At 71.5% G+C, this 21,530-nt stretch carries 19 protein-coding genes and 1 riboswitch; of the genes, 4 read left to right on the top strand and 15 right to left on the bottom strand.

Going from position 1 to position 21,530, the window contains the following annotated elements; genetic code table 11:
• Nucleotides 1-201 precede the first annotated feature (201 nt).
• Together ACZ4UV_RS13160 and ACZ4UV_RS13155 are read right to left on the bottom strand one after the other, a co-directional pair.
• Nucleotides 202-1,362, bottom strand: coding sequence for a DUF4037 domain-containing protein (locus ACZ4UV_RS13160; protein WP_467837945.1), 1,161 nt, complete (start codon nt 1,360-1,362; stop codon nt 202-204).
• A 127-nt stretch (nt 1,363-1,489) separates the two neighbouring features.
• A complete protein-coding gene (locus ACZ4UV_RS13155; RefSeq protein WP_451019799.1) occupies nt 1,490-2,677 on the bottom strand; it encodes an MBL fold metallo-hydrolase in 1,188 nt (395 codons plus the stop codon).
• Between the two features lie 140 nt (nt 2,678-2,817).
• On the opposite strand from ACZ4UV_RS13155, the gene ACZ4UV_RS13150 reads away from it, so the two are divergent.
• Nucleotides 2,818-3,996: a glutamate dehydrogenase gene (locus ACZ4UV_RS13150; RefSeq protein WP_467837767.1), complete on the top strand. Its 1,179-nt coding sequence runs from the start codon at nt 2,818-2,820 to the stop codon at nt 3,994-3,996.
• 10 nt (nt 3,997-4,006) lie between these two features.
• Here ACZ4UV_RS13150 and ACZ4UV_RS13145 read toward each other — a convergent pair whose 3' ends face one another.
• Both ACZ4UV_RS13145 and ACZ4UV_RS13140 read right to left on the bottom strand, forming a co-directional pair.
• Nucleotides 4,007-5,155, bottom strand: a complete 1,149-nt coding sequence (locus ACZ4UV_RS13145) for an MFS transporter (protein ID WP_351490644.1) — start codon at nt 5,153-5,155, stop codon at nt 4,007-4,009.
• Entirely contained in the window at nt 5,152-5,763 is a 612-nt protein-coding gene (locus ACZ4UV_RS13140) for a helix-turn-helix domain-containing protein (RefSeq protein WP_451019797.1), read from the bottom strand. The genes ACZ4UV_RS13145 and ACZ4UV_RS13140 overlap by 4 nt, the downstream gene beginning before the upstream one ends.
• Here ACZ4UV_RS13140 and ACZ4UV_RS13135 point away from each other — a divergent pair.
• Nucleotides 5,762-6,286: a GNAT family N-acetyltransferase gene (locus ACZ4UV_RS13135; protein WP_451019796.1), complete on the top strand. Its 525-nt coding sequence runs from the start codon at nt 5,762-5,764 to the stop codon at nt 6,284-6,286. The genes ACZ4UV_RS13140 and ACZ4UV_RS13135 overlap by 2 nt on opposite strands.
• A 42-nt stretch (nt 6,287-6,328) precedes the next feature.
• Complete coding sequence (locus ACZ4UV_RS13130) at nt 6,329-6,931, top strand: TetR/AcrR family transcriptional regulator (RefSeq protein WP_451019795.1); 603 nt, start codon at nt 6,329-6,331, stop codon at nt 6,929-6,931.
• A 44-nt stretch (nt 6,932-6,975) separates the two neighbouring features.
• Here ACZ4UV_RS13130 and ACZ4UV_RS13125 read toward each other — a convergent pair whose 3' ends face one another.
• From ACZ4UV_RS13125 to ACZ4UV_RS13115, 3 genes are all read right to left on the bottom strand, one after another.
• The gene (locus tag ACZ4UV_RS13125) at nt 6,976-7,761 is read right to left on the bottom strand and encodes an SGNH/GDSL hydrolase family protein (RefSeq protein ID WP_351490655.1); all 786 of its coding nucleotides are present in this window, start codon (nt 7,759-7,761) and stop codon (nt 6,976-6,978) included.
• Nucleotides 7,762-7,942: 181 nt separating this feature from the next.
• Nucleotides 7,943-8,890 carry a M23 family metallopeptidase gene (locus tag ACZ4UV_RS13120; RefSeq protein WP_467837764.1) on the bottom strand — a complete coding sequence of 316 codons (948 nt, stop codon included), beginning with the start codon at nt 8,888-8,890 and terminating at the stop codon, nt 7,943-7,945.
• A 4-nt stretch (nt 8,891-8,894) separates the two neighbouring features.
• Nucleotides 8,895-9,055: riboswitch (cyclic di-AMP (ydaO/yuaA leader) on the bottom strand.
• Nucleotides 9,056-9,362: 307 nt separating this feature from the next.
• Entirely contained in the window at nt 9,363-11,435 is a 2,073-nt protein-coding gene (locus ACZ4UV_RS13115) for an alpha-galactosidase (protein WP_467837762.1), read from the bottom strand.
• A gap of 198 nt (nt 11,436-11,633) precedes the next feature.
• On the opposite strand from ACZ4UV_RS13115, the gene ACZ4UV_RS13110 reads away from it, so the two are divergent.
• On the top strand, nt 11,634-12,431 hold the full coding sequence (locus ACZ4UV_RS13110; protein WP_451016818.1) for a tyrosine-protein phosphatase: 798 nt from the start codon (nt 11,634-11,636) through the stop codon (nt 12,429-12,431).
• Between the two features lie 21 nt (nt 12,432-12,452).
• Here ACZ4UV_RS13110 and ACZ4UV_RS13105 read toward each other — a convergent pair whose 3' ends face one another.
• Genes ACZ4UV_RS13105 through shc form a run of 8 tightly spaced genes read right to left on the bottom strand, consistent with a single transcriptional unit; the run spans nt 12,453 to nt 21,484 of the window.
• The gene (locus ACZ4UV_RS13105; RefSeq protein ID WP_293992196.1) at nt 12,453-12,575 is read right to left on the bottom strand and encodes a DUF6126 family protein; all 123 of its coding nucleotides are present in this window, start codon (nt 12,573-12,575) and stop codon (nt 12,453-12,455) included.
• Nucleotides 12,572-13,195 carry a helix-turn-helix domain-containing protein gene (locus tag ACZ4UV_RS13100; RefSeq protein ID WP_467837759.1) on the bottom strand — a complete coding sequence of 208 codons (624 nt, stop codon included), beginning with the start codon at nt 13,193-13,195 and terminating at the stop codon, nt 12,572-12,574. The genes ACZ4UV_RS13105 and ACZ4UV_RS13100 overlap by 4 nt, the downstream gene beginning before the upstream one ends.
• Before the next feature lie 59 nt (nt 13,196-13,254).
• Complete coding sequence (locus tag ACZ4UV_RS13095; protein ID WP_451016817.1) at nt 13,255-14,640, bottom strand: aspartate aminotransferase family protein; 1,386 nt, start codon at nt 14,638-14,640, stop codon at nt 13,255-13,257.
• Nucleotides 14,637-16,634: a 1-deoxy-D-xylulose-5-phosphate synthase gene (dxs, locus tag ACZ4UV_RS13090; protein WP_467837757.1), complete on the bottom strand. Its 1,998-nt coding sequence runs from the start codon at nt 16,632-16,634 to the stop codon at nt 14,637-14,639. The genes ACZ4UV_RS13095 and dxs overlap by 4 nt, the downstream gene beginning before the upstream one ends.
• A gap of 27 nt (nt 16,635-16,661) precedes the next feature.
• A complete protein-coding gene (gene ispG, locus ACZ4UV_RS13085) occupies nt 16,662-17,819 on the bottom strand; it encodes a flavodoxin-dependent (E)-4-hydroxy-3-methylbut-2-enyl-diphosphate synthase (RefSeq protein WP_390036992.1) in 1,158 nt (385 codons plus the stop codon).
• A gap of 4 nt (nt 17,820-17,823) precedes the next feature.
• Entirely contained in the window at nt 17,824-18,846 is a 1,023-nt protein-coding gene (gene hpnH, locus ACZ4UV_RS13080) for an adenosyl-hopene transferase HpnH (RefSeq protein WP_132887281.1), read from the bottom strand.
• Nucleotides 18,847-18,851: 5 nt separating this feature from the next.
• A complete protein-coding gene (locus ACZ4UV_RS13075; protein ID WP_351490674.1) occupies nt 18,852-19,493 on the bottom strand; it encodes a phosphorylase family protein in 642 nt (213 codons plus the stop codon).
• Complete coding sequence (shc, locus tag ACZ4UV_RS13070; protein ID WP_451016815.1) at nt 19,493-21,484, bottom strand: squalene--hopene cyclase; 1,992 nt, start codon at nt 21,482-21,484, stop codon at nt 19,493-19,495. Before shc ends, ACZ4UV_RS13075 begins: the two co-directional genes overlap by 1 nt.
• Between the last annotated feature and the right edge of the window lie 46 nt (nt 21,485-21,530).

Genomic DNA, 21,530 nt, shown 5'->3' with positions numbered 1-21,530 from the left:
AGACCGATAACCCCCTCACCGCCCCACCCTCGAACAGTCAACCGACGATCCGACCTGCTCAGAAACGGTCAGACACAGAAGATGCGGGTCGCGGCTTCCGGCGCTCCGCCCCACTCGCCTCCCCTCGGTGCGCGCACCCTCGGCCGGCCCGCCGGGGCGGCCGCAAGGTCGTCCACACCCTCTCCACCACCCCCCAGAGCGTCACCCACGGTGACCGTCTTGGCTCCGGCGGTCCTTCGTCGGGGCGCGGGGCGGGCCGTCGTGGGTGTCGATGCCCGTCACGGCGTCGGTCGCGGCCCGGGCCAGGTCCGGGCGGCTCAGGAGGTCCGCGCTGTCGATGAACTGGTCCACCGCGCCGGCCCTGCGCAGCTCCCGTATGTCCGGGTCCTTGATGCGGGCGGCGAGGGCCCGGGTGAAGCGGTCGGCGCGCAGCACCCGGTAGGGGCGGGAGTGGTAGGGGCGCGTGGCCGGGTCGACCCGGTCGGTGAGTTCCAGTTCGTTGTGCAGGTGGGCGACGATCTCGTACGCCTGCGCCAGGTGACGCTCGCGCAGGTGCCAGTCGGTGGCGGCGAGAACGGCGGTGAGTTCGGAGGTGAGCCGCGGGGCCGCGGGGGTGCGGGCGAAGGCACTGCCGAGCCATTTGCCGTACGGCGGGTAGCGCCGGTCCATCAGCAGGCAGAGCCGCATGAGGTCGCGGACCAGGCGCGCGGCCTCGACGGCGGAGCCCAGCTCGTCGCCGACCTCGCCGCAGCGGCCGACGAAGGCCTCCTCCTGGGAGACGCGCTGCCACTGGCAGGCGAGGACGTGGAGCCAGAGGTCGTGGGGGTACCAGCGCAGGGCGGCGCGGGCCGGGGTGAGCGTGTGGAGGCCGTCGTGGAAGACGGCGCCCGCGGTGACCTCGGCGAGGAGCTGGGTGGGCAGGGCGAGCCAGTCGGTCGGGGTGACCCCGGAAGCGGGGTCGAGGCCGAGGGTGGCCCGGAACCAGGAGGAGACACCGGTCACTTCGACGCGGTGGTGTACGGGACCGTCGGTGACCCGCATGACGCCGATGTCCCGGTCCCCCGTGGCGGCGAAGTGGGTGGGCCAGCCGTGGAAGGTCTTGGGGAGGTGTTCGGCGAGCACATGTCTGATGCGTCCGGCGTGGCGGTTCACATCGTGGGAGTGGAGGAAGAGCTGGAGCCGCGGGCCCCATTCGTGGTCGGCGGAGCGCTCGGTGTCGTAACCGAGCACCTCGGAGCCCGCGCCGATGCGGGCGGCGGAGTGGGGTATGCCGGGAGCGGCCTCCTCCAGGAGAGGGCGGACGACCTCGGTGTAGAAGCGCCGGGAGAGCTCGAGTCCCGGTAAAAAAGCGGGACTTGGCATATGTGCATGGCTCATGACGGTGCCCCTGCCCAGGTTGTGCAGGGGCATGCACGCCACTTTCACGTCACCGCCACAGCGGTGCCGAAATCACCGGTCTTTCGTCACGTTCCTCACCGACAGCCAGTCGTCACAGTTCGCCCGCGAGACCGAGGTCCCCCTGCCCGGGGGCGCCCTCCGGCCGCTTCTCGCGCTGCCAGGGCCGGGCGACCGGCGCCGAGACCGCACGCCACCAGGGGTCCGCGGGCAGCTTGCCGGACGGCTCGAAGGGCTCGCCGGGACGCGGCAGCGCGACCGCCTGGCCCGCCTCGTCGCCGGCGTCCTTGGTCCACTCCCCCGGCTCGGCCCAGGCGTGCGGGGCGAGGTTGAAGGTTCCCCAGTGGATCGGCAGCAGCACGCCGTGCGGCTGGCCGCCCTGGAGGTCGAGGTGGGCGCGCATGCCCTCCTGGGGCGTCATGTGTATGTCGGGCCAGAACTCGCTGTACGCACCGATCTGGATCATCGTCACGTCGAAGGGGCCGTGGTCGGCGCCGATGTCCTTGAAGCCGTCGAAGTAGCCGGTGTCACCGCTGTGGTAGATCCGGTGCTCCTCGCCCGCGACGGCCCAGGACGCCCACAGGGTGTGCTGGGTGTTGCGCAGTCCCCGGCCGCAGAAGTGGCGGGCGGGTGTGGCCGTCAGGGTGAGTCCGCCGATCTTGGTCTCCTCGTGCCAGTCCAGCTCGCGCAGCCGGTCGGCGGGCACTCCCCAGTGTTCGAGGTGGGCGCCGACGCCGAGCGGCACGGCGAACACGGTGTCCGTGCCGGCCAGCGCCTTGATGGTCGGCAGGTCGAGGTGGTCGTAGTGGTCGTGCGAGATGACCACGACGTCGACCGGGCCGAGCGCGGCGAGCGGCAGCGGAACCGGGTGCAGCCGCTTGGGCCCGGCGAACGGGAACGGGGAGCAGCGTTCGCCCCAGACGGGGTCGAACAGGACGCGGTGTCCGTCGATCTCGGCGAGGACGCTGGAGTGGCCCATCCACGTCACCCGCAGGCCGGTGGCGGCGGGCCGGCCGAGGTCGGCGACGGTGGTGGGGTGCACCGGGACCGTGCCCCGGGGGGCTCTGCGGGCGCGCTGCTCCTTCTCGAAGTAGGTCTTGGCGAACTCCAGCATCGACCCCGAGGGCCGCATCCGGGTGGTGCCGCCGGGGTTCTGGAAGACACCGTCCGCGAAGTGCGGGGAGCCCTGGATACGGGCCAGGCGCGCGCCGCCGGGGTCCGCGCCGAAGGCAGCGGGCCGCAGCACGCGGAGCCCGGAGCTCAGGGAACGCAAACCGGTCACGGTACCTCCAGTGGTGTCGCCGAGGTCCCCATTATGGTCGGCCTTTCGGACAGTCGGCGTTGACACCGCACCGTCCGCCTCCCGATACTGACCCACTGTTCAGTAACACCGCTTCTTCACACCGCTCCCGAGGAGCCCCCGTGACCGCTCCCCTGATGTCCCTCGTCTGGACCGACCACGTCACCGGCCGCCAGGGCTTCCTGGTCGTCGACCGGCTGGTCCGGGGCGTGGCCAGCGGCGGTCTGCGGATGCGGCCCGGCTGCACCCTGGAGGAGGTGACCGGGCTCGCGCGCGGCATGACGATGAAGGAGGCCCTGCACTACAACCCCGAGGGCCGCTACATCCCGCTGGGCGGCGCCAAGGGCGGCATCGACTGCGATCCGCAGGACCCTGGGTCGTACGCCCTGCTCGTCCGCTACCTGCGCGCCATGCGGCCGTACGTGGAGGGTTTCTGGACCACCGGCGAGGACCTCGGGCTCACCCAGGACCTGGTGGACCGGGCGGCGGCCGAGGCGGGGCTGGTCTCCTCGATCCAGGCCGTGTATCCGCTGCTGGACGACGAGGCGGCGGCCCGGCGGCGGCTGGCGGACGCCTTCGCCGTCGAGGTGGACGGGATCGGTCTCGACGAGCTGGCCGGCGGCTGCGGGGTCGCCGAGTCGGCGCTGACGGCGCTGGACCGGGCCGGGGTGCCGCACGCGGGGACGCGGGTCGCCGTGCAGGGCCTCGGCACGATGGGCGGGGCCACGGCACGGTTCCTCGCCCGCGCGGGGCTCACGGTCGTCGCGGTCGCCGACGTCAAGGGCACGATCGCCAACCCGGCGGGTCTGGACGTGGAGGCGCTGCTGCGCGCGCGGGACGCCTACGGCACCGTCGACCGCGCGGCGCTGCGCCCCGGGGACGTGGAACTGCCGGGCGACGCCTGGCTGTCCGCCGACGCGGAGGTGCTGGTGCCGGCGGCGGTGTCGTACGTGGTCGACGCCGCCAACGCACACCTGGTCACCGCCCGCTGGATCGTGGAGGCGGCCAACATGCCGGTGCTCCCCGAGGCGGAGGAACGGCTCACCGCGCGCGGGGTGACCGTGCTGCCGGACGTGGTGGTCAACTCGGGCACCAACGCCTGGTGGTGGTGGACCCTGTTCGGCGACGTCGGCCCCGCCGCCGACGAGGCGTTCGCCCACATCCGCCGCTCGATGCGGGCTCTGGTGGAGCTGATGCTGGACCGTGCGGAGTCCGACGGCACGACTCCGCGGGCCGCGGCCCACGCCCTGGTGACCGACCGGCTGCCGGTGATCGCGGAGCGGTTCGGCTGGTACCGGTGACGACCTGCCGTCAGCGGCGTCCGAGAGCGGCGGCGAGGAGCAGCGCGCTCAGGGCCGTGAGGCTGGTGTCCCGCCAGCCGAGCGCGTCGAGCAGGGGCGCGGCGACGGCCGTACCGAGGGCCCCGATCGTGAAGTACACCACGAGGTAGACGCTGCTGAGGCTGCCGGAGCGGGCGGGGTCGAGGGCGATCACGCGGCTCTGGTTGGCCGCCTGGGCGGCGAAGCAGCCGGCGTCGAAGAGGGCGAGGCCGAGGGCGGTGTGCCAGGGGGTGTCCAGGCCCGTGGCCAGCAGGGCGGTACCGGCCGCGGCCGCGAGCACGGCGGCGGTGATCACCGTGCGCGGGCCGTACCGGTCGGTGAGGCGGCCGGTGAGCGGGAGCGCGGCGAAGCCGAGGAGCCCGGCCAGGCTGTAGAGGCCGATGGCGGCCGGTCCGAACGAGTGCGGTGGCTGGGCCAGGGCCAGGGTCAGGGCGATCCAGACGAGGTTGAAGGCGAAGTACCAGAGCGCGCCGGTGGCCACCGCGCGCCGCAGCCCCGGCTGATGCAGCAGCAGCGGCGGGAGGGCTCTCAGGGTGGCGCGGTAACCGCGGGAGGCGTGCGGCCGTTGCCGGGGCAGGAGCGTGGCGGCGGCGAGCGCGCCGAGCAGCGCGACGGCGGCGAAGACGAGGAGCATCCGCCGCCAGCCGAGGGCGTCGGTGAGGGCGCCGCCCGCCAGCCGGCTGAGCAGGATGCCGGCCGACATGCCGGCGGCGACGAGGGCGACGCCGGTCCCGCCGCGGCCCCGCGGGGCGTGCCGGCCGGCGATGTTGCCGGCCTGGGCGGCCACACTGGCGGCGGCGCCGACGAGCAGGTAGGCGGTCAGCAGTACGAACTCGTCGTGCGCGGTGGCGGCGAGCCCGAGGGCGGCGGCCAGGGCCGTGAGCTGTGCGGCGACCAGGCGGTTGGGGGCGAGGTGGTCGGTGAGCGGGAGCAACAGGGCGAAGCCGGTCATGCAGCCGGCGAGCGCGGCGGTCGGCACCAGGCCGATCACGGAGAGCGGCACGTCCAGGTCGGTGGCGACCGCGGTGAGCGCGGGCTGCACGGCGTAGTTGTTCGCGATCGCCGTCCCGGCTGTGGCGGCCAGCAGGAACGTGCCGCCACGGGGCAGCGGCCGGCTCACGGCCGGGTGTCGCGGGTGAGGACGACGGCGTAACGGCACTCGGCGTCGGTGGTGTTGGCGAAGACGCGCTCGACGGGTGCGCCGAGTTCGACGGTGTCGCCGGCGTCGAGTTCGTGGACCGTGTCGCCGTCGTGGAAGGTGAGCTTGCCGTCGAGGACCCAGACGAGCTGCCGTACGAAGGCGAAGGCCGCGGCCGGGTAGGGCACCCGGGCTCCGGCGGGCAGCCGGATCTCGGCGATCTCCGCCGGGAAGCGCGGGCCGGTGATCTGGCGGCGCCGGTAGCCGGTGCCGGGGTCGCGCCACTCGGCGGCGTCGGCGCCGCGCCGCACGCCCGGGGTGTCGGCCAGGGGTTCCTGTGCGCCCTGCATGCCCTCGGCGAGGGCCAGCAGCGAGGCGACGCCGATCTGGAAGGCGGCGGACAGCTTGCCGAGGACGACCGCGGTGGGGCTGCTCTCGCCGCGTTCGATCCGGCTGATCATCGCCGGGGAGACACCGGAGGCGTCCGCGAGCTGCGCCAGCGTCCAGCGGCGGCGCTCCCGTTCGGTGCGGACCCGGGCGGCGATCTGCCGCACCAGCGGGTCCACCGGTGGTTCTACTATGTTGGACATGAATCCAATATACGAGAGATGCGTGGTGGCGGTGCGCCCGGCCCGTCCAGGTGACGAGGAGGCCGTCCGCGCGATCCGCAATCACGCGATCGAGCACTCGACGGCCCTGTGGACCGAGACCCCGCAGTCACCCGCCGAGGGCGCGGCCTGGTTCGCCGCCCACCTCGAACGTGGCTCGGCGCTCGTGGCCGAGGTCGCCGACGCGCCGGGAGAGGTGGCCGGGTTCGCGGTCTACGGCCCGTGGCGCGCCCTGGACGGCTACCGGCACACGGTGGAGAACTCCGTCTACGTCCGCGAGGGCAGCCAGGGGCTCGGCATCGGCTCCGCGCTGCTTGGCCCACTCATCGCCGCGGCGCGCGAGGCCGGCCACCATGTGATGATCGCCGGCATCGAGGCCCGGAACGCCGCGTCGATCCGGCTGCACGACCGGTTCGGGTTCGAGCACGTCGGCACGGTCCGGGAGGTGGGCACCAAGTTCGGCCGCCGGCTGGACCTGACGATCATGCGGCTGCCGCTGGCCTGAGACGGCGACGCGGACGGGGGAACGACCGATTAGGGTGACCGCGTGGCGAGAGTGCGGTTGAGCGTGGCCGAGCGGCGGGAGGAACTGCTGCGGGCCGCCATCGAACAGATCGAGGCGCGGGGCGTGGCGGCGGTGCGGATCGCCGATGTGGCCTCGGCGCTCGGGGTGAGCAACGCGCTGGTGCTGTACCACTTCTCGACGAAGGAGAAGCTGGTCGCCGCCGCCTTCACCTACGCCGCCGAGGACGACCTGGCGCATCTGCGCAAGCTGCTGGGCCGCCGTACGTCGGCGCTGCGCCGGCTGCGGGCCGCGGTGCGCTGGTATGCGCCGACCGGGCAGGCCAAGGGCTGGCGGCTGTGGATCGAGGGCTGGGCGGTGGCGTTGCGCGAGCCCGCGCTACGGGACGTCACCAAGGGCCTGGACCAGCAGTGGAAGGCGGCGATCGCCGAGGTCATCGCCGAGGGGGTGGCCGCGGGCGAGTTCGGCTGCCCTGACCCCCCGGCTGCGGCGCTGCGGCTGACCGCGCTGCTCGACGGGCTCGCCGTCCAGCTGACGTCGTATCCCGGTGCCGTGGCCCGGTCCAGGGCCCAGGAGTGGGCCGACGAGGCGCTGGCGCGCGAACTGGGGCTGTCCGGGCAGCAGTAAGGGGCGGCCCGCAATGCGGCCACCCCTTACCCGCCGGTTCCGCCTCAGGCCACGGAAGCGATCCGCATCTTGATGTCGTCCGGGGAGAGCGCTCCCTTGGCCGTCACGTGGTCGCCGGACGACTCCCCGCGCAGCCGGCGCCCGATCCAGGGGACGAGGTACTCGCGGGCCCAGTGCACGTCGTCGCGGCGGACCTCCAGGGTGCCGCGGGGCGGCAGCGGGGGCCACGGCTGGTCCGGGTCGGCCGGCACCTCGACGCCGAGCACCTGGCCCGCACGCAGCGCCACGCGTGTGTGCCCCTCGGGAGAGAGGTGCAGCCGGTCGTCGTCCCAGGCCCGCCGGTCCTGAATGGTCTTCAGGGACCACAGGTCCAGGACGGGGCAGCCGTACCGGTCGGCGATGGCCCGGACATGTCCGTTGTACGTGGCGATCTTGCCGCGCATGTGCTTGAGGACGGGCACGCCCCGGGTGTCGAAGCCGGTGGTCACCAGCACCGTACCGACGGCCTCGGTCAGCCGGGCCACGGCCCGCTCGAACCGCTCGGCCACCTCGTCGGGGTCGGTGCCGGGGCGGATGATGTCGTTGCCGCCCGCGCAGAAGGAGACCAGGTCCGGGGCGAGTTCCAGGGCCTGCGGCACCTGGTCCGCCACGATCTGGTCGAGCAGTTTCCCGCGCACGGCGAGGTTGGTGTAACCGAAGTCGCCCTCGGGCCGCCGGTCGGACAGCAGTACCGCGAACCGGTCGGCCCAGCCGACGAACGCCCCGTCGGGGCCGGGGTCTCCCACGCCCTCGGTGAAGCTGTCCCCCACCGCCGCGTACGACCCGATCACTGATGCATTGTCATTCTTCGAATCGTCTCCCACGTCGGACCATGATTCACCTTCGGTTGTGACCTACGCGACCGTAATAAGGGGTTGACGCTCGGTGAGATAAGACACTTTTAAATACTTTGCCAACCTTGGAATAAGGCCCTGAACACCGACGTTGAAGCGTCGGTCGTAGGGCCCCTGGTCAGCCGACGGCGACACCCTTGGAGCGGAGATAGGCGACCGGGTCCACGTCCGAGCCGTAGTCGGGGGTGGTGCGGATCTCGAAGTGCAGGTGCGGGCCGGTCACGTTGCCGGTCGCGCCGGAGAGACCGACCTGCTGGCCCGCGGTCACGGTCTGGCCGACCGAGACGGAGAGGGCGGAGAGGTGGCCGTACTGCGCGTAGTAGCCGTCGGCGAGCCGGATGACGACCTGGTTGCCGTAGGCGCCGCCCCAGCCGGCCGTGACGACCGTGCCCGCGCCGACGGCCTTGACCGGGGTGCCGGTCGGGACGACGAAGTCGACGCCCGTGTGGTAGCCGCTGGACCACATGCTGCCGGCCACGTGGTAACCGGTGCCGACGGCGCCGGCGGCGACCGGGAGGTTGAAGCCGGAGGTGGTCGCGACCGAACCGTCGGAGCCGTCCGCGGAGGAGGACGAGGACGAGGAGGACGAGGAGGCCGAGGACGAGGAGGAGGAATACGACTGCGGGTTCGACTGCGTCTGCGGACGGGAGCCGGAGTCCGTCGTCGTGGTGTGCCGGCCACCGAGGGTGAGCTTGAGTCCGGGGTGGATCAGCGAGGGGTTGTCGCCGACCGCCTGCCGGTTGTCGGCGTAGAGCCGGTGCCAGCCGCCGCGGACGTTCTGCTCGCGGGCGATCTTCGAGAGATAGTCACCGGGCACCACCGTGTAGATGCGGTGCGCGAAATGCGCGGCGCCGGAATTCCCCGCGGGCGCCTCCTTCACCGCGGTCTTCCCGATCACGGGAAGCGTCTGGGCGGCCTTTTCGGAAACGGACTGCGTAGTGGCCGCGTGGGCGCCGGTGGCCCCCATGAGCGGCAGAGCCAGCGCGGCGCCACCGGTTCCGGCGACGGCCATCGAGCGGGTGAAACGCTGGGACTTGGGGCGGCGGTGCTTACCCTTCGCGGGCATGGCGCATTCCTCTCCGGCGCCTGCGAGGTGAGCTGTCGGGTTCGGGCTGGAGCTGCCCGGCCACGGCGGAAAGCGTGGCTGTACCCCTAGCCGTCCCGGGAACCGGAACAGGCGGTCTTACCTGGTGGGTCCCCCGCTCCTGCCGGGCACGGGTGAGTGTGTGTGGGGACTCCGGGCGGCGGCAGGATTCGGCGTTCCGTCCGGATGTGTGGCGAACGTAAGCGAGTAGGACGGACGTGGACAAGCGTCCGGTTCCGGCCGTCCGGGTTTCACTTGATCCGTTACCGGAAATCCCGGTCACTCTCCGTGAATTCCGGCCTGTTCGCTTTTCCAATCCGCTTACGGAACACCGGGATTACGTGAGCATGACGCGCGACGGACGGTCACGAATATGACGCTCCTCACGCACGTCATGCCACGTCCCCTTATTACACGCCGAGTTGTAATGAAGGCACCTATTCGGGCATATGTGTCAGATCCGGCGAAGCCGGATGACTGCCGCATCCAGGTCGCCCTTCAGTCCGGTGCGCAGCCCGTGGTGCAACAGGACGGCACCCCGGTGCACTTCGCCCGTTTCGCGGCATTCGTATGACGCTGTCGGATCGAGCCCCTGCAGCCTCAGCGCCGGCGCCGGCTCGCCGTAGCTCTGGGCCTGCAGCCAGGCGAGGACGACGGTCTCGTCGCCGAGCGTGTACTGCACCGCGCTGAGCCCGCCGGCCGGCGGCCGCAGCCGGAACTGATCGCCGCGCTGCACCTGGTGCCGGATCTCCTTGTAGAGCTCCACCCAGCGGCCGGCCTCGGCGAGCTCCTCCTCGGTCCACTGCGAGAGGTCGCCGCCGATGCCGAGCGCACCGGCCATGGAGCTGACGAACCGGAAACGCAGGCTGCTGACCCGGCCGTTGAGCTGGTGGTTCGGGCTGTCGGTGACCCAGGCCGACATCACCCGGGCGGGGTGGATCTGGCTGAAACCGTGCTGGATGGCGAGCCGGTCCAGCGGGTCGGTGTTGTCGGAGGTCCACACCTCGTCGGTACGGCTCATGATCCCGAGGTCGATCCGCCCGCCGCCGCCGGAGCACGACTCGATGGCCACGTTCGGGTGGGCCGCCCGGATCCGGTCGAGCAAGGCGTACAGCCCGCGCACGTGGTCGACCCACAGGCGCTGCGGGTAGGGCTCGCCGGGCCAGCCCGCGTCCGTGAAGCAGCGGTTGAAGTCCCACTTGACGTAGTCGATCGGAGCGCTGGACAGCAGGGCGTCGAGCTGCTCCCACAGGTACTCCTGGACGTCCTCGCGGGCGAGGTTGAGGACGAGCTGGTTGCGGAGTTCCGTCCGCTTCCGTCCCGGCTGGTACTGCACCCAGTCGGGGTGTGCGCGGTACAGGTCGCTGTCCGGGTTGACCATCTCGGGCTCGACCCAGATGCCGAACTGCATGCCGAGGGCGTGCACGTAGTCGGCGAGCGGCTTGAGACCCTTCGGGAAGCGGTCCGGGTTGGGCGTCCAGTCGCCGAGCCCGGCGCGGTCGCTGGTGCGGGCGCCGAACCAGCCGTCGTCCACCACGAACAGCTCGACGCCGATCGCGGCGGCCCGGCGGGCGAGGGTGGCCTGCTGCTCCTCGGAGATGTCGAAGGTGGTGGCCTCCCAGGAGTTGAACAGCACCGGCCGGTCCTGATCGGCGTCCGGGATGATGTACGCCCGCTGGTAGGCGTGCCAGGCGCGGCTCGCCCCGCCGAAACCGCCGTCGGTCCACAGGCCCGCGAAGACGGGGCTGGTGTACGACTCGCCCTCGGCCAGCATCAGCAGGCCCGAGTCGTCGTAGCCGGCGCCGCCGGTGATCTGCACGCGCGCGTCCGGGAGCTGGGCGACCGCGATCCGCCAGGAGCCGGACCAGCCGAGGGCGCAGCCCCAGACCTCGCCGCGCTCCTCGGTGGCGTCGGTGTCGAGGGCGACCCAGGGCAGGTGCTGGTGGCCGGTGTGGCCGCGGCGGCTGCCGATGACCTTCTCGCCGTAGGTGAGCGGGGTGCTGGTGAGCCGGGACTCCGCGGCCCAGCGGCCGTGCAGCTGGGAGAGCCGCCAGCCCTCACGGTCGGGGAGCGTCCAGGTGGCGGGGTCGGCGCGCAGCAGCTCCACGCGCGTGTGCCCCTCGTTGTCGACGGTCACCCAGCGCTCGACGACGTCGCCGCGCATCCGGTAGTGCAGGGTGATGACGATGCCGTCGTCCGTGAAGCGCAGCCGGAGCTCGTCCTCCTCGACCTCGTAGGAGTCGAAGGTCCACTCGGTGCCCCGGCGCTCCTCGGTCCGCACGGACAGGGCGGGGCGGACGAAGCGGGGGCCGCCCTCGACGGGATACTCCTCGCGGCCGTCCAGCGGGGACTCGAAGGGCCAGTAGCCGGGCAGCCCCCGGGTGCCGAGCTCCTCGGCGTCGGCGAGCCGGATCCTCGGCCCCCAGTGCAGGTGGAGCAGTTCGTCGGACTCCGTCAGATGCAGCGCGTAGCTGCTGGCGGGGCCCGACAGGAGCCAGGTACGACCGTTTTCGGCGATGTCCACCATCGAGAAACCTCACACAGGTGCCAACAGATCCGCTCAAGCCCCAACATCATCAAGGGCCGCGGGCTCCGGAAGCAAGGGCCATGGGCCGCCGAGACGACGCCTGTGGACAACTCATTGCCCGTGGAAACCGATGTCGTATGGTCGGTCCAGTGCCCGTCGACGAGCAGCGCCGACGGGGCCGACCGGGAGGAGCCCCCCGTGACGCAGCAGGTCCCGTCGACCGAGCCCGAGCTCGCCGGCGTGCGCAACTTCCGTGACGTGGGTGGCCTGCCGACCGTGGACGGGCGCCGGGTGCGGCCGGGCGTGCTGTTCCGCAGCGGCCATCTGGCGCACGCGACGGAGCAGGACGCGGAGTTCCTCGCCTCGCTCGGCCTGCACACGATCTTCGACTTCCGCAACGCGGCCGACCAGAAGCTGGAGGGCCCGGACGTCGAGCTGCCCGGCGTGCGGAACCTGAACCTGCCGCTGACCGACCCGGCGCACGGCGCGGACTTCTGGAAGATGGTCCGCGAGGGGGAGATCGACCAGCTGCGCGGGCTCCTGGGCGACGGCAGGGCCGCGGCCCGGATGGTCAGCTCGTACCGCACCATCGTCAAGGACCGCACCGACGAGCACTCGCGCGTGCTGCACGCGCTCGCCGAGGACAGCGTCCCGGCGCTGATGCACTGCGCGGCCGGCAAGGACCGGGCGGGCATCTCCATAGCCGTGACGCTGCTGGCGGTGGGTGTGGAGCGGGACGCGATCCTCGCCGACTACCTGGAGTCCAATGCCAAGCACCGCCGCTACAAGGTGCGGCGCAGCGGCGGCGGGGACGGCGCCTACAGCCCCGAGGTGATGGACCTGCTCAGCCCGCTCTTCGACGCCCGCGCGGAGTACCTGACGGCGGCCTTCGAGAGTATCGCGGAGATGTGGGGCGAGGTCGACACGTACCTGGAGCAGGGCCTGAAGCTGGCCCCGGAGACCCGGGAGCGGCTGCGCGAGCGTCTGCTCGACTGAGGCCGGGCGGAGGGCGGCGGCTCAGCCCTTGCCGCCGAGGGCGAACAGCAGGTAGAGGAAGCCGGCCAGGGCGTGCCCGACGGCCAGGTAGATGACCAGCCGGATCCACAGGGACCGGGGGAACTTCTCCTCGATATTGCTCACGGCAGCTCTCCAGTGATCGGTCCCAGGCACAGCGTGGCCGTGGGACTCTGCAGCAGGGTGTGGACGAACAGGAGCTCGACCCCGTCCTGGTCCTCGGCGGCGAGCCGGTGCGGGGTCAGGGAGTCGAAGTGCGCGCTGTCGCCGGGCGCGAGCACATGGGTGGTGTCACCGAGGCGCAGCCGGAGCCGGCCGCGCAGGACGTGCAGCCACTCCTCGCCGGGATGCACCCGCACGATGTCGCCCTGGGAGCCGTACGGCACCCGGACGCGCAGCGCCTGCATGCCCCGGCCGGACGCCCCGGCCTGCCAGTAGGTCCAGCCGCCGGCGCGGGTCGGTTCCATGTCGCCGGCGCGCACGATCGCGTCCCGGTCGGCGACGGTCTCCCCCAGCAGATCCGATACCGTCGTACTGTAGACACGCGCGAGCGCGAGCAGCATCGGCAGCGAGGGCTGCCGCTGTCCGGTCTCCAGGCGGGACAGATGCGCGGGCGACAGCCCGGCGTCGCGGGCGGCGGCCTCCAGGGTGAGACCGGCGCGGCGGCGCAGGGCGCGCAGCTGCGGGGCGACGGCAGGCAGGTCGTCGACCGGCCCGCCCGCCCGCTCGTTGTCGGAGGAGCTCATGCCTCCATTCAGCCGCAGCTTTGCCTAGGAGGCAATTTTTTTGCCTCAGAGGCAAAAGGCTAGCGGTTGGCCACCGCCTGCTTGATCAGCGTCTTGCCGAAGTCCCACATCAGGCCGCCACCGCTGTGGGCGTCGTCCATGACGTCCGTGAAGGCGTCCACGAAGCGGTCCACGTCCGACTCGTCGAGGACCAGCGGCGGGATGAGCTTGATCACCTCCAGGTGGTCGCCGGACACCTGGGTGAGGATCCGGTGCCGCTGCAGCAGCGGTACGACGACCATCTGGGCGAACAGGCCCCTGCGGGCCGCCTGCAGCATGGTCCAGCGGCTGCGCAGCTTCAGCGAGCTGGGCCGGCCGAACTCGATGCCGATCATCAGGCCCCGGCCGCGCACCTCGGCGAGCAGCTCGTACTTGTCGGTCAGCGCGGCGAGCCGGGACTTGAGCTGCTCCCCCACGGCCCGGGCGTTGGCGACGGTCTGTTCGTTCTCCATGACCGACAGGACGGCGAGCCCGGCGGCCATGGCCTGGGCGTTGGCGCCGAAGCTGGCCGAGTGGACCAGGACACGGTCCATGGAGGAGTAGACCTTCTTGAAGATCCAGTCCTTGCCGAGGGTGGCCCCGACCGGGACGTACCCGCCGGACAGCGCCTTCGCCACGCACACCAGGTCCGGCTCGACGCCGTCCTCGTGCTGGTAGGCGTAGAAGTCGCCGGTGCGGCCGAGGCCGGTCTGCACCTCGTCGGCGATCAGCAGCGCCTTGTGCCTGTGCAGCAGCTCCTGCGCGGCGCGCAGATAGCCGGGCGGTGCCTCGTGCACGCCCTTGCCCTGGATCGGCTCGACGATCAGGGCGGCCACGTCGCCCTTCTTCAGCTCGCGGGCGAGCGCGTCGAGATCGCCGAGGGGTACGGCGGTGTCGGGCAGCAGCGGGGCGAAGCCGTCCCGGAAGCCGTCCTCGCCGTTGACCGACAGCGAGCCGGTGGTCAGGCCGTGGAAGGCGTGGTCGCAGTAGAGGACACGGGGTCTGCCGGTGGCGAAGCGGGCGAACTTCAGGGCCGTCTCGACCGACTCGGTGCCGCTGTTGCCGAAGAACACCCGGTCCAGGTGCGGGCTGTGCACGAGGAGCCGCTCGGCGAGCAGCCCGGGCAGCGGCTGGCAGTCGAAGCGGGTGAGGTCGGCCAGCCGGGCGTCCAGGACGTCGTGCAGGGCCTTGCGGACGACGGGGTGGTGGCGGCCCAGCCCCATCACCCCGAACCCGGCGAGCATGTCCAGGTAGTCGTTGCCGTCCGCGTCCCAGAAGTGCGCACCCTCGGCCCGCTCGTAGACCTTGTCGAAGCCGATGGTGTGCAGCATGCGCGGGAGCTGGTGGTTGAGGTACTTCGCATGCAGCTCGTAGCGCTCGGCTCCGCGCTCGGCCAGCAGTGCGCCGAGGTCGAACTCCGTACTCATTGCCTCTCCTTGTCAACACCCTCGGCATCAGCGCCCCTCAGGGGCGCGGGGATCTGCGCGACCAGCCCGGACGGCGCCGCACCCGCCACACGACCCCCCGCGGCACCCCCGTAGGCACCGTCGGCCCCCCGCCCCGCGAGGCTCGCCCCGATCCGCCCCGCGATCTCCACCGGCGTGAGCCCGATGTCGGCCAGCACCTCCGCCCGCTTCGCATGCGCCAGGAACTGCTCCGGAATCCCGAACCGCCGCACCGGCACGTCCACTTCCGCGTCGCCCAGCGCCAGCGCCACCGCCGCGCCCACCCCGGCCGCCCGGCTGTTGTCCTCGACGACGGCCACCAGATCGTGCCGGGCCGCCAGCACCGGCAGCGCGGGATCCACGGGCTTGACCCAACGGGGGTCCACCACCGTGCAGTTGATCCCCCGGGCAGCCAGCAGCTCCGCGGCCTGCAGGCACACCGGCGCCATCACGCCGACCGCGACCAGCAGCACCGCCGCGTCCTCCCCGCAGTGCAGGACGTCGATCCCGCCGACCCGGTCGACCGCCGGGATCTCCGGGCCCACCGACTCCTTCGGGAAGCGGACCAGGGTGGGCGCGTCGTCCACGGCGACCGCCTCGCGCAGCTGGAGCCGCAGCTGTTCGGCGTCGCGCGGGGCGGCGATCCGCAGGCCGGGGACCACCTGGAGGACGGACATGTCCCACATGCCGTTGTGCGACGCCCCGTCGACTCCCGTCACACCCGCGCGGTCCAGGACGAAGGTCACCCCGCACCGGTGCAGCGCCACGTCCATCAGCAACTGGTCGAAGGCACGGTTCAGGAACGTGGCGTAGACGGCGACGACCGGGTGCAGTCCGCCGGTCGCGAGGCCGGCCGCCGAGACCGCCGCGTGCTGCTCGGCGATGCCCACGTCCCACACCCGGTCGGGGAAGCGCTCGGCGAACTTGCCGAGGCCGACCGGGTGCAGCATGGCCGCGGTGATCGCCACGACGTCGTCCCGCTCCTCGCCGATCCGGACGATCTCGTCGCCGAACACCGAGGTCCAGGAAGGGCCGTTGGACGGCGCGAGCGGCTCGCAGGTGAGCGGGTCCATCACGCCGACGGTGTGGAAGTGGTCCTCCTCATGGGCGAGGGCGGGCTCGTAGCCGCGCCCCTTCTCCGTGAGGCAGTGCACGAGCACCGGCCCGTGGAAACGTTTCGCGCGCCGGAGCGCCGACTCCACGGCCTTGATGTCGTGGCCGTCGATCGGGCCGACGTACTTGAGGCCCAGGTCCTCGAACATGCCCTGCGGGGCGAAGGCGTCCTTGAAGCCCTTCTTGGCGCCGTGCAGGGACTCGTAGATGGTGTTGCCCACGAGCGGGGTGCGCAGGAGCACGTCCTTGCCCCAGGCCAGCACCTGCTCGTAGCTGTCCGTCGTGCGCAGCGTGGCGAGGTGGTTGGCGAGACCGCCGATGGTGGGGGCGTACGACCGCTCGTTGTCGTTGACGACGATGATCAGCGGCCGGTCCTTGGCGGCCGCGATGTTGTTGAGCGCCTCCCAGGCCATCCCGCCGGTCAGCGCGCCGTCGCCGATCACCGCGACGACATGGCCCTTCTCCCCCTGCACCTGGCGGGCCTTGGCGAGGCCGTCGGCCCAACCGAGCGCGGTGGAGGCGTGGCTGTTCTCGATGACGTCGTGCTCGGACTCCTCGCGCGAGGGGTATCCGGACAGGCCGCCCTTGCCGCGCAGCTTGGAGAAGTCTTGACGGCCGGTCAGCAGCTTGTGGACGTAGCTCTGGTGGCCGGTGTCCCAGAGGATGCGGTCGGCCGGGGACTCGAAGACCCGGTGCAGCGCGACGGTCAGCTCCACGACGCCCAGGTTGGGCCCGAGGTGGCCGCCGGTCCTGGCGACCGCGTGCACCAGGAACTCGCGTATTTCTTCGGACAGTTCGCCGAGTTCCGCCTCGGACAGCGCCTTCAGGTCGCGTGGTCCCCGGATGGTCTCCAGAATCGTCACGCTCGGCCCCCTCTCGGTCCGTGCTGTTCAGCTCACCGTGACGGCGGGTGCTCCGGACCCGGCGCCGTCCTGCTCCATCTGCTCGGCGATCTTCATCGCTTCCTCGATGAGGGTCTCCACGATCTTCGACTCGGGCACGGTCTTGACGACCTCGCCCTTCACGAAGATCTGGCCCTTGCCGTTGCCGGAGGCGACCCCCAGGTCGGCCTCCCGTGCCTCGCCGGGACCGTTGACCACGCATCCCATGACGGCGACGCGCAGCGGCACCTCCATGCCCTCAAGACCTGCCGTCACCTCGTCCGCCAGCTTGTAGACGTCTACCTGGGCGCGCCCGCAGGACGGGCAGGAGACGATCTCCAGGCGCCGCTGCCTGAGGTTCAGCGACTCCAGGATCTGGATGCCGACCTTGACCTCCTCGGCGGGCGGGGCGGACAGCGAGACGCGGATCGTGTCACCGATGCCCTGCGAGAGCAACGCCCCGAAGGCGACGGCCGACTTGATCGTGCCCTGAAACGCCGGGCCGGCCTCCGTGACGCCGAGGTGCAGCGGGTAGTCGCACTGGGCTGCCAGCTGCCGGTACGCCTCGATCATCACGACAGGGTCGTTGTGCTTGACCGAGATCTTGATGTCCCGGAAGTCGTGCTCCTCGAAGAGCGAGGCCTCCCAGAGAGCGCTCTCGACCAGCGCCTCGGGGGTCGCCCTGCCGTGCTTCTCAAGGAGCCGGCGGTCGAGCGAGCCCGCGTTGACCCCGATGCGGATCGGGGTCCCGTGGTCCTTGGCGGCCCGCGCGATCTCCCGCACCTGGTCGTCGAACTTCTTGATGTTGCCGGGGTTCACGCGGACCGCGGCGCACCCGGCCTCGATGGCCGCGAAGACGTACTTCGGCTGGAAGTGGATGTCCGCGATCACCGGGATCTGGGACTTCCGCGCGATCGTCGCCAGGGCGTCCGCGTCGTCCTGCGTGGGGCAGGCGACGCGGACGATCTGGCAGCCGGACGCGGTGAGTTCGGCGATCTGCTGGAGGGTGGCGCCGATGTCGGAGGTGCGGGTCGTGGTCATCGACTGCACCGACACCGGGGCCCCGCCGCCGACCGCCACGGGCCCGACGTGGATCTGCCGGGACACGCGCCGCTCGGCGACCGGCCGGGCCGGGACCTCCGGGAGGCCCAGGGAAACCGCGGTCATGCCGTCACTCCCGGTTCCCGGAGACCGTCTCGCGCATCGCGCGGAGCGACTCCTTGAGCGACCCCATGGTGGCGAGGACGGCGGTGGGCTCGTAACCGCAGTGCGCCATGCAGTTGGCGCAGCGCGGGTCCTTGCCGCGGCCGTACTTGTCCCAGTCGGTCTTCTCGATGAGTTCGCGGTACGTCGGCACGTACCCGTCACTCATCAGGTAGCAGGGGCGCTGCCAGCCGAAGAGCGAGTAGTTCGGGATCGCCCAGGCCGTGCACGGGAAGTCGACCTTGCCCTCCAGGAAGTCCAGGAAGAGCGGGGAGTGGTTGAGCCGCCACTTCTTGCGGTTGCCGCCCGCGAAGGCCTTCTTGAAGAGCTCGCGGGTCTGTTCCACGCCGAGGAAGTGCTCCTGGTCGGGGGCCTTCTCGTAGGCGTAGGCGGGCGAGATCATCATCTCGTCGACCTTGAGGTCGTCGTTGAGGAAGTTGAGCACCTCGATGATGGTCTGCGGGGTGTCCGTGTTGAAGAAGGTCGAGTTGGTGGTCACCCGGAAGCCGCGCCGCTTGGCCTCCTTGATGGCCGCCACCGCCTCGTCGAACACGCCTTCCTTCGCGACGGACTCGTCGTGCCGCTCGCGCAGCCCGTCGATGTGCACCGCGAAGGCGAAGTAGGGCGAGGGCGTGAACTTGTCCATCTTCTTGCGCAGCAGCATGGCGTTGGTGCACAGGAAGACGTACTTCCGCTTCGCCACCAACTGCCGCACGATCTCGTCGATCTGAGGGTGCATCAGGGGTTCGCCGCCCGCGATGGACACCATCGGCGCACCGGACTCCAGCACCGCCCCGACCGCCTGCGCGACCGGCATGCGCTGCTTCAACACCCCCGCCGGGTGCTGGATCTTGCCGCAGCCCTCACATTTCAGGTTGCACGCGAACAGGGGTTCCAGCTCCACGATCAACGGGAACTTGTCCCGCTTGCGGAGCTTCTGTTCGGCCAAGTAAGTAGCGACCTTGATCGACTGACGCAGCGGCATGGCCATCTGGCTCACCTCCGGGGGAGCAGCAAAGAACGGTGCCATTCGAAGAAAGCTGGAAGAACGGATCGAAGAACGCGGAAAGCAGATATTCCACCGCGCACCGTGCCGATCCGGACGAGTTCATGTTCAGGAGCGTCCACGACCACCCTGACGGCCGCAACCGGGCGCTCGCCCGCGTGCACGGCGCTCAGGAGCGTGGCCGCCGATTCCATGTCGACCGCGATTGCGCCGGTCGCGAGCAGATCCGACCGCTCGTGACCGCGGACGACGTGATCGGAGCCGGTGACGGGTCCGGTGTGGACGGTGCGGCCGGGCAGGGTCCGTACGAGTTCCTTCACGAGGAGTTCGGTGCCCACGCACGGGACGCTGCCGCGGGGGTCCCGGGTCTCCTCGGCGACGACCAGGTCGCCGGGGTGCATGCCGGGGGCCAGTCCCGCGCAGAAGCCCGTCGCCAGCACCGCGGCACCGGCCAGCGCGGGGTCGGCCAGGACCCGGGTGACGGACCGTTCCGCCGCCCTGGGGCCCATGCCGGTGCGCAGCACGGTGACGGGTCCGCCCGCGCCCCCGCGTTCGCCGGCGCGCAGGGCGAGGTGCTCGATGCCGAGGGCGCAGGCGATCAGCAGCGGGGCCGGCGCGGGCGTGGCGCTCATCAGTCCCCCTCTGCCTCGGGGGCGGGTTCACCGTGCACATAGCGGCCGAGCGCGGTGAGCGGGAAGACCTGCCGGTAGAGGTGGTAGTTGATGGAGAAGTCCCAGGGGAAGCCGGTGCCGGTGAAGTAGGGCTCGTCCCAGGAGCCGTCCTCGGCCTGCGTCTCGGCGAGCCACCGGACACCCCGCTCGACGGCCTTGGCGTCCTTCTCCCCCGCCGCGAGCAGCGCCATCAGCGCCCAGGCCGTCTGGGAGGCGGTGGAGGCGCCGCGGCCGCTCCAGTCGCCGGCGTACTTGTAGGAGCGCAGGTCCTCGCCCCAGCCGCCGTCCTCGTTCTGGACCTGCTCCAGCCAGGTCACCGCACGACGGATCGCCGGGTGCGAGGCGGGCAGCCCGGCGGCCGTGAGCGCGGGTACCACGGATCCCGTGCCGTAGACGTAGTTGACGCCCCAGCGCCCGAACCAGGCGCCGTTCGGCTCCTGTTCGGCGAGCAGCCACTCGATGCCGCGCCGGGTGCGCGGGTCGTGGGACATGCCCTCGAAGGCGAGCATCTCCACGACGTGCGCGGTGACGTCGGCCGACGGCGGGTCGATGACCTCGCCGAAGTCGCAGAACGGCAGCCGGTTGGGGAACGGACTGGTGTTGTCGACGTCGAAGGCGCCCCAGGCCCCGTTCTTCGACTGCATGCCGAGGTTCCAGCGCACCCCGCGCCCGATCGCCTTCTCCATCCGCTCCGGGTCGTGGTGCCTGACCCGGCGCAGCGCGAGGACGACCTCGGCGGTGTCGTCGATGTCGGGGTAGTTGTCGTTGTGGAACTCGAACGCCCAGCCGCCCGGCGGGAGCTGGGGCCGTTTGACCGCCCAGTCGCCGGGGCGGACGATCTGCTCGCCGAGCATCCAGTCGGCCGCCTTGACCAGCTGCGGGTGGTCGGCGGGGAGTCCGGCGTCGGCGAGGGCGATGGTGGCCAGACAGGTGTCCCACACCGGGGACTGACAGGCCTCGATCATCCGGGCGCCGTCCTCGCGCCACACGGCGTAACGATCCAGCGACTCCAGCCCCGCGCGCATCACGGGGTGTTCGAGGTCGTACCCGAGCAGGTACAGCGCGATCACCGAGTAGACGGCCGGGGGCTGGATGCCGCCCCAGGCGCCGTCGTTCTCCTGGCGCTCGACGATCCAGCGGGCGGCGGACTTCAGGGCGGAGGAGCGCAGCCGTCCCAGCGCGACCTTGCGGTAGCCGCGGACAACCTTGTCGAGCCGCTGGAAGACGCCCTCCCAGCTCACCACCGGGGCAAGGGGCTGGGGCGGGTTGGGGTCGGCCGGGTCGGTGTGGAGCTCGTCCAGCGGGAAGGGGGCCGGGCGCACCGGGCGCTTGGCCGAGACCACGGTGAGCGGCACGATGGTCTGGCGGGCCCACTGGCCGAAGTTGTAGATGCTGAGCGGGAACCACTTGGGGAAGTACAGGAGTTCCGGCGGGAGTTCGGGCAGGTCCTCCCATTTCCACCAGCCGAACAGGGCCAGCCAGATCCGGGTGAAGACCCTGGCTGCGGCGATCCCGCCGCGCTCGCGGATCCAGGCCGACGCCTTCGCCATGTGGGGCGCGTCGGGCGCGTCCCCGGCCAGCCGCAGGGCGACGTACGCCTCGATGGTGGTGGAGAGTTCGCCGGGGCCGCCGTAGAAGGTGGCCCAGGTGCCGTCCTCGCGCTGCTCGCCGCGGATGAAGAGGGCGGCCGCGGCGGTCGTGGACTCGTCGCGGATCCCCAGGAACTGGCGGAGCAGCAGGTCCTCGGCGTCCATGGTGACGTTGGTCTCCAGGTCGCCCTTCCACCAGCCCTGCGCGTCCTGCTGGGCGAGCAGATGGTCGGTGGCACGCCGTACCGCGCGTTCGGCGGCTTCTTGTACCCCGGCCGCCACGGGGGTGGTGAGTTCGGTGCTGGCCGAGTCGGCCCGGGGCGGCAGGGTGGCCCCGGTGCTTCCGTCGGTCGTCGCTGTCATGGCTTCCCCTTCGTGCAGTCGTGCGAAATCGTTCTGCTGTGGGTCC

It is taken from the genome of Streptomyces sp. NPDC028289 (assembly GCF_055565975.1).
This window is presented reverse-complemented; position numbering and strand designations above follow the sequence as displayed.

What these genes read in the sequence shown, in the direction of transcription:
- ACZ4UV_RS13160 (WP_467837945.1), bottom strand. Translation starts at nt 1,362, where the DNA reads ATGCCAAGTCCCGCTTTTTTACCGGGACTCGAGCTCTCCCGGCGCTTC.
- ACZ4UV_RS13135 (WP_451019796.1), top strand. Translation starts at nt 5,762, where the DNA reads ATGAATCCAATATACGAGAGATGCGTGGTGGCGGTGCGCCCGGCCCGT.
- ACZ4UV_RS13140 (WP_451019797.1), bottom strand. Translation starts at nt 5,763, where the DNA reads ATGTCCAACATAGTAGAACCACCGGTGGACCCGCTGGTGCGGCAGATC.
- ACZ4UV_RS13120 (WP_467837764.1), bottom strand. Translation starts at nt 8,890, where the DNA reads ATGCCCGCGAAGGGTAAGCACCGCCGCCCCAAGTCCCAGCGTTTCACC.
- ACZ4UV_RS13115 (WP_467837762.1), bottom strand. Translation starts at nt 11,435, where the DNA reads ATGGTGGACATCGCCGAAAACGGTCGTACCTGGCTCCTGTCGGGCCCC.
- ACZ4UV_RS13100 (WP_467837759.1), bottom strand. Translation starts at nt 13,195, where the DNA reads ATGAGCTCCTCCGACAACGAGCGGGCGGGCGGGCCGGTCGACGACCTG.
- ACZ4UV_RS13095 (WP_451016817.1), bottom strand. Translation starts at nt 14,640, where the DNA reads ATGAGTACGGAGTTCGACCTCGGCGCACTGCTGGCCGAGCGCGGAGCC.
- ispG (WP_390036992.1), bottom strand. Translation starts at nt 17,819, where the DNA reads ATGACCGCGGTTTCCCTGGGCCTCCCGGAGGTCCCGGCCCGGCCGGTC.
- hpnH (WP_132887281.1), bottom strand. Translation starts at nt 18,846, where the DNA reads ATGGCCATGCCGCTGCGTCAGTCGATCAAGGTCGCTACTTACTTGGCC.
- ACZ4UV_RS13075 (WP_351490674.1), bottom strand. Translation starts at nt 19,493, where the DNA reads ATGAGCGCCACGCCCGCGCCGGCCCCGCTGCTGATCGCCTGCGCCCTC.
- shc (WP_451016815.1), bottom strand. Translation starts at nt 21,484, where the DNA reads ATGACAGCGACGACCGACGGAAGCACCGGGGCCACCCTGCCGCCCCGG.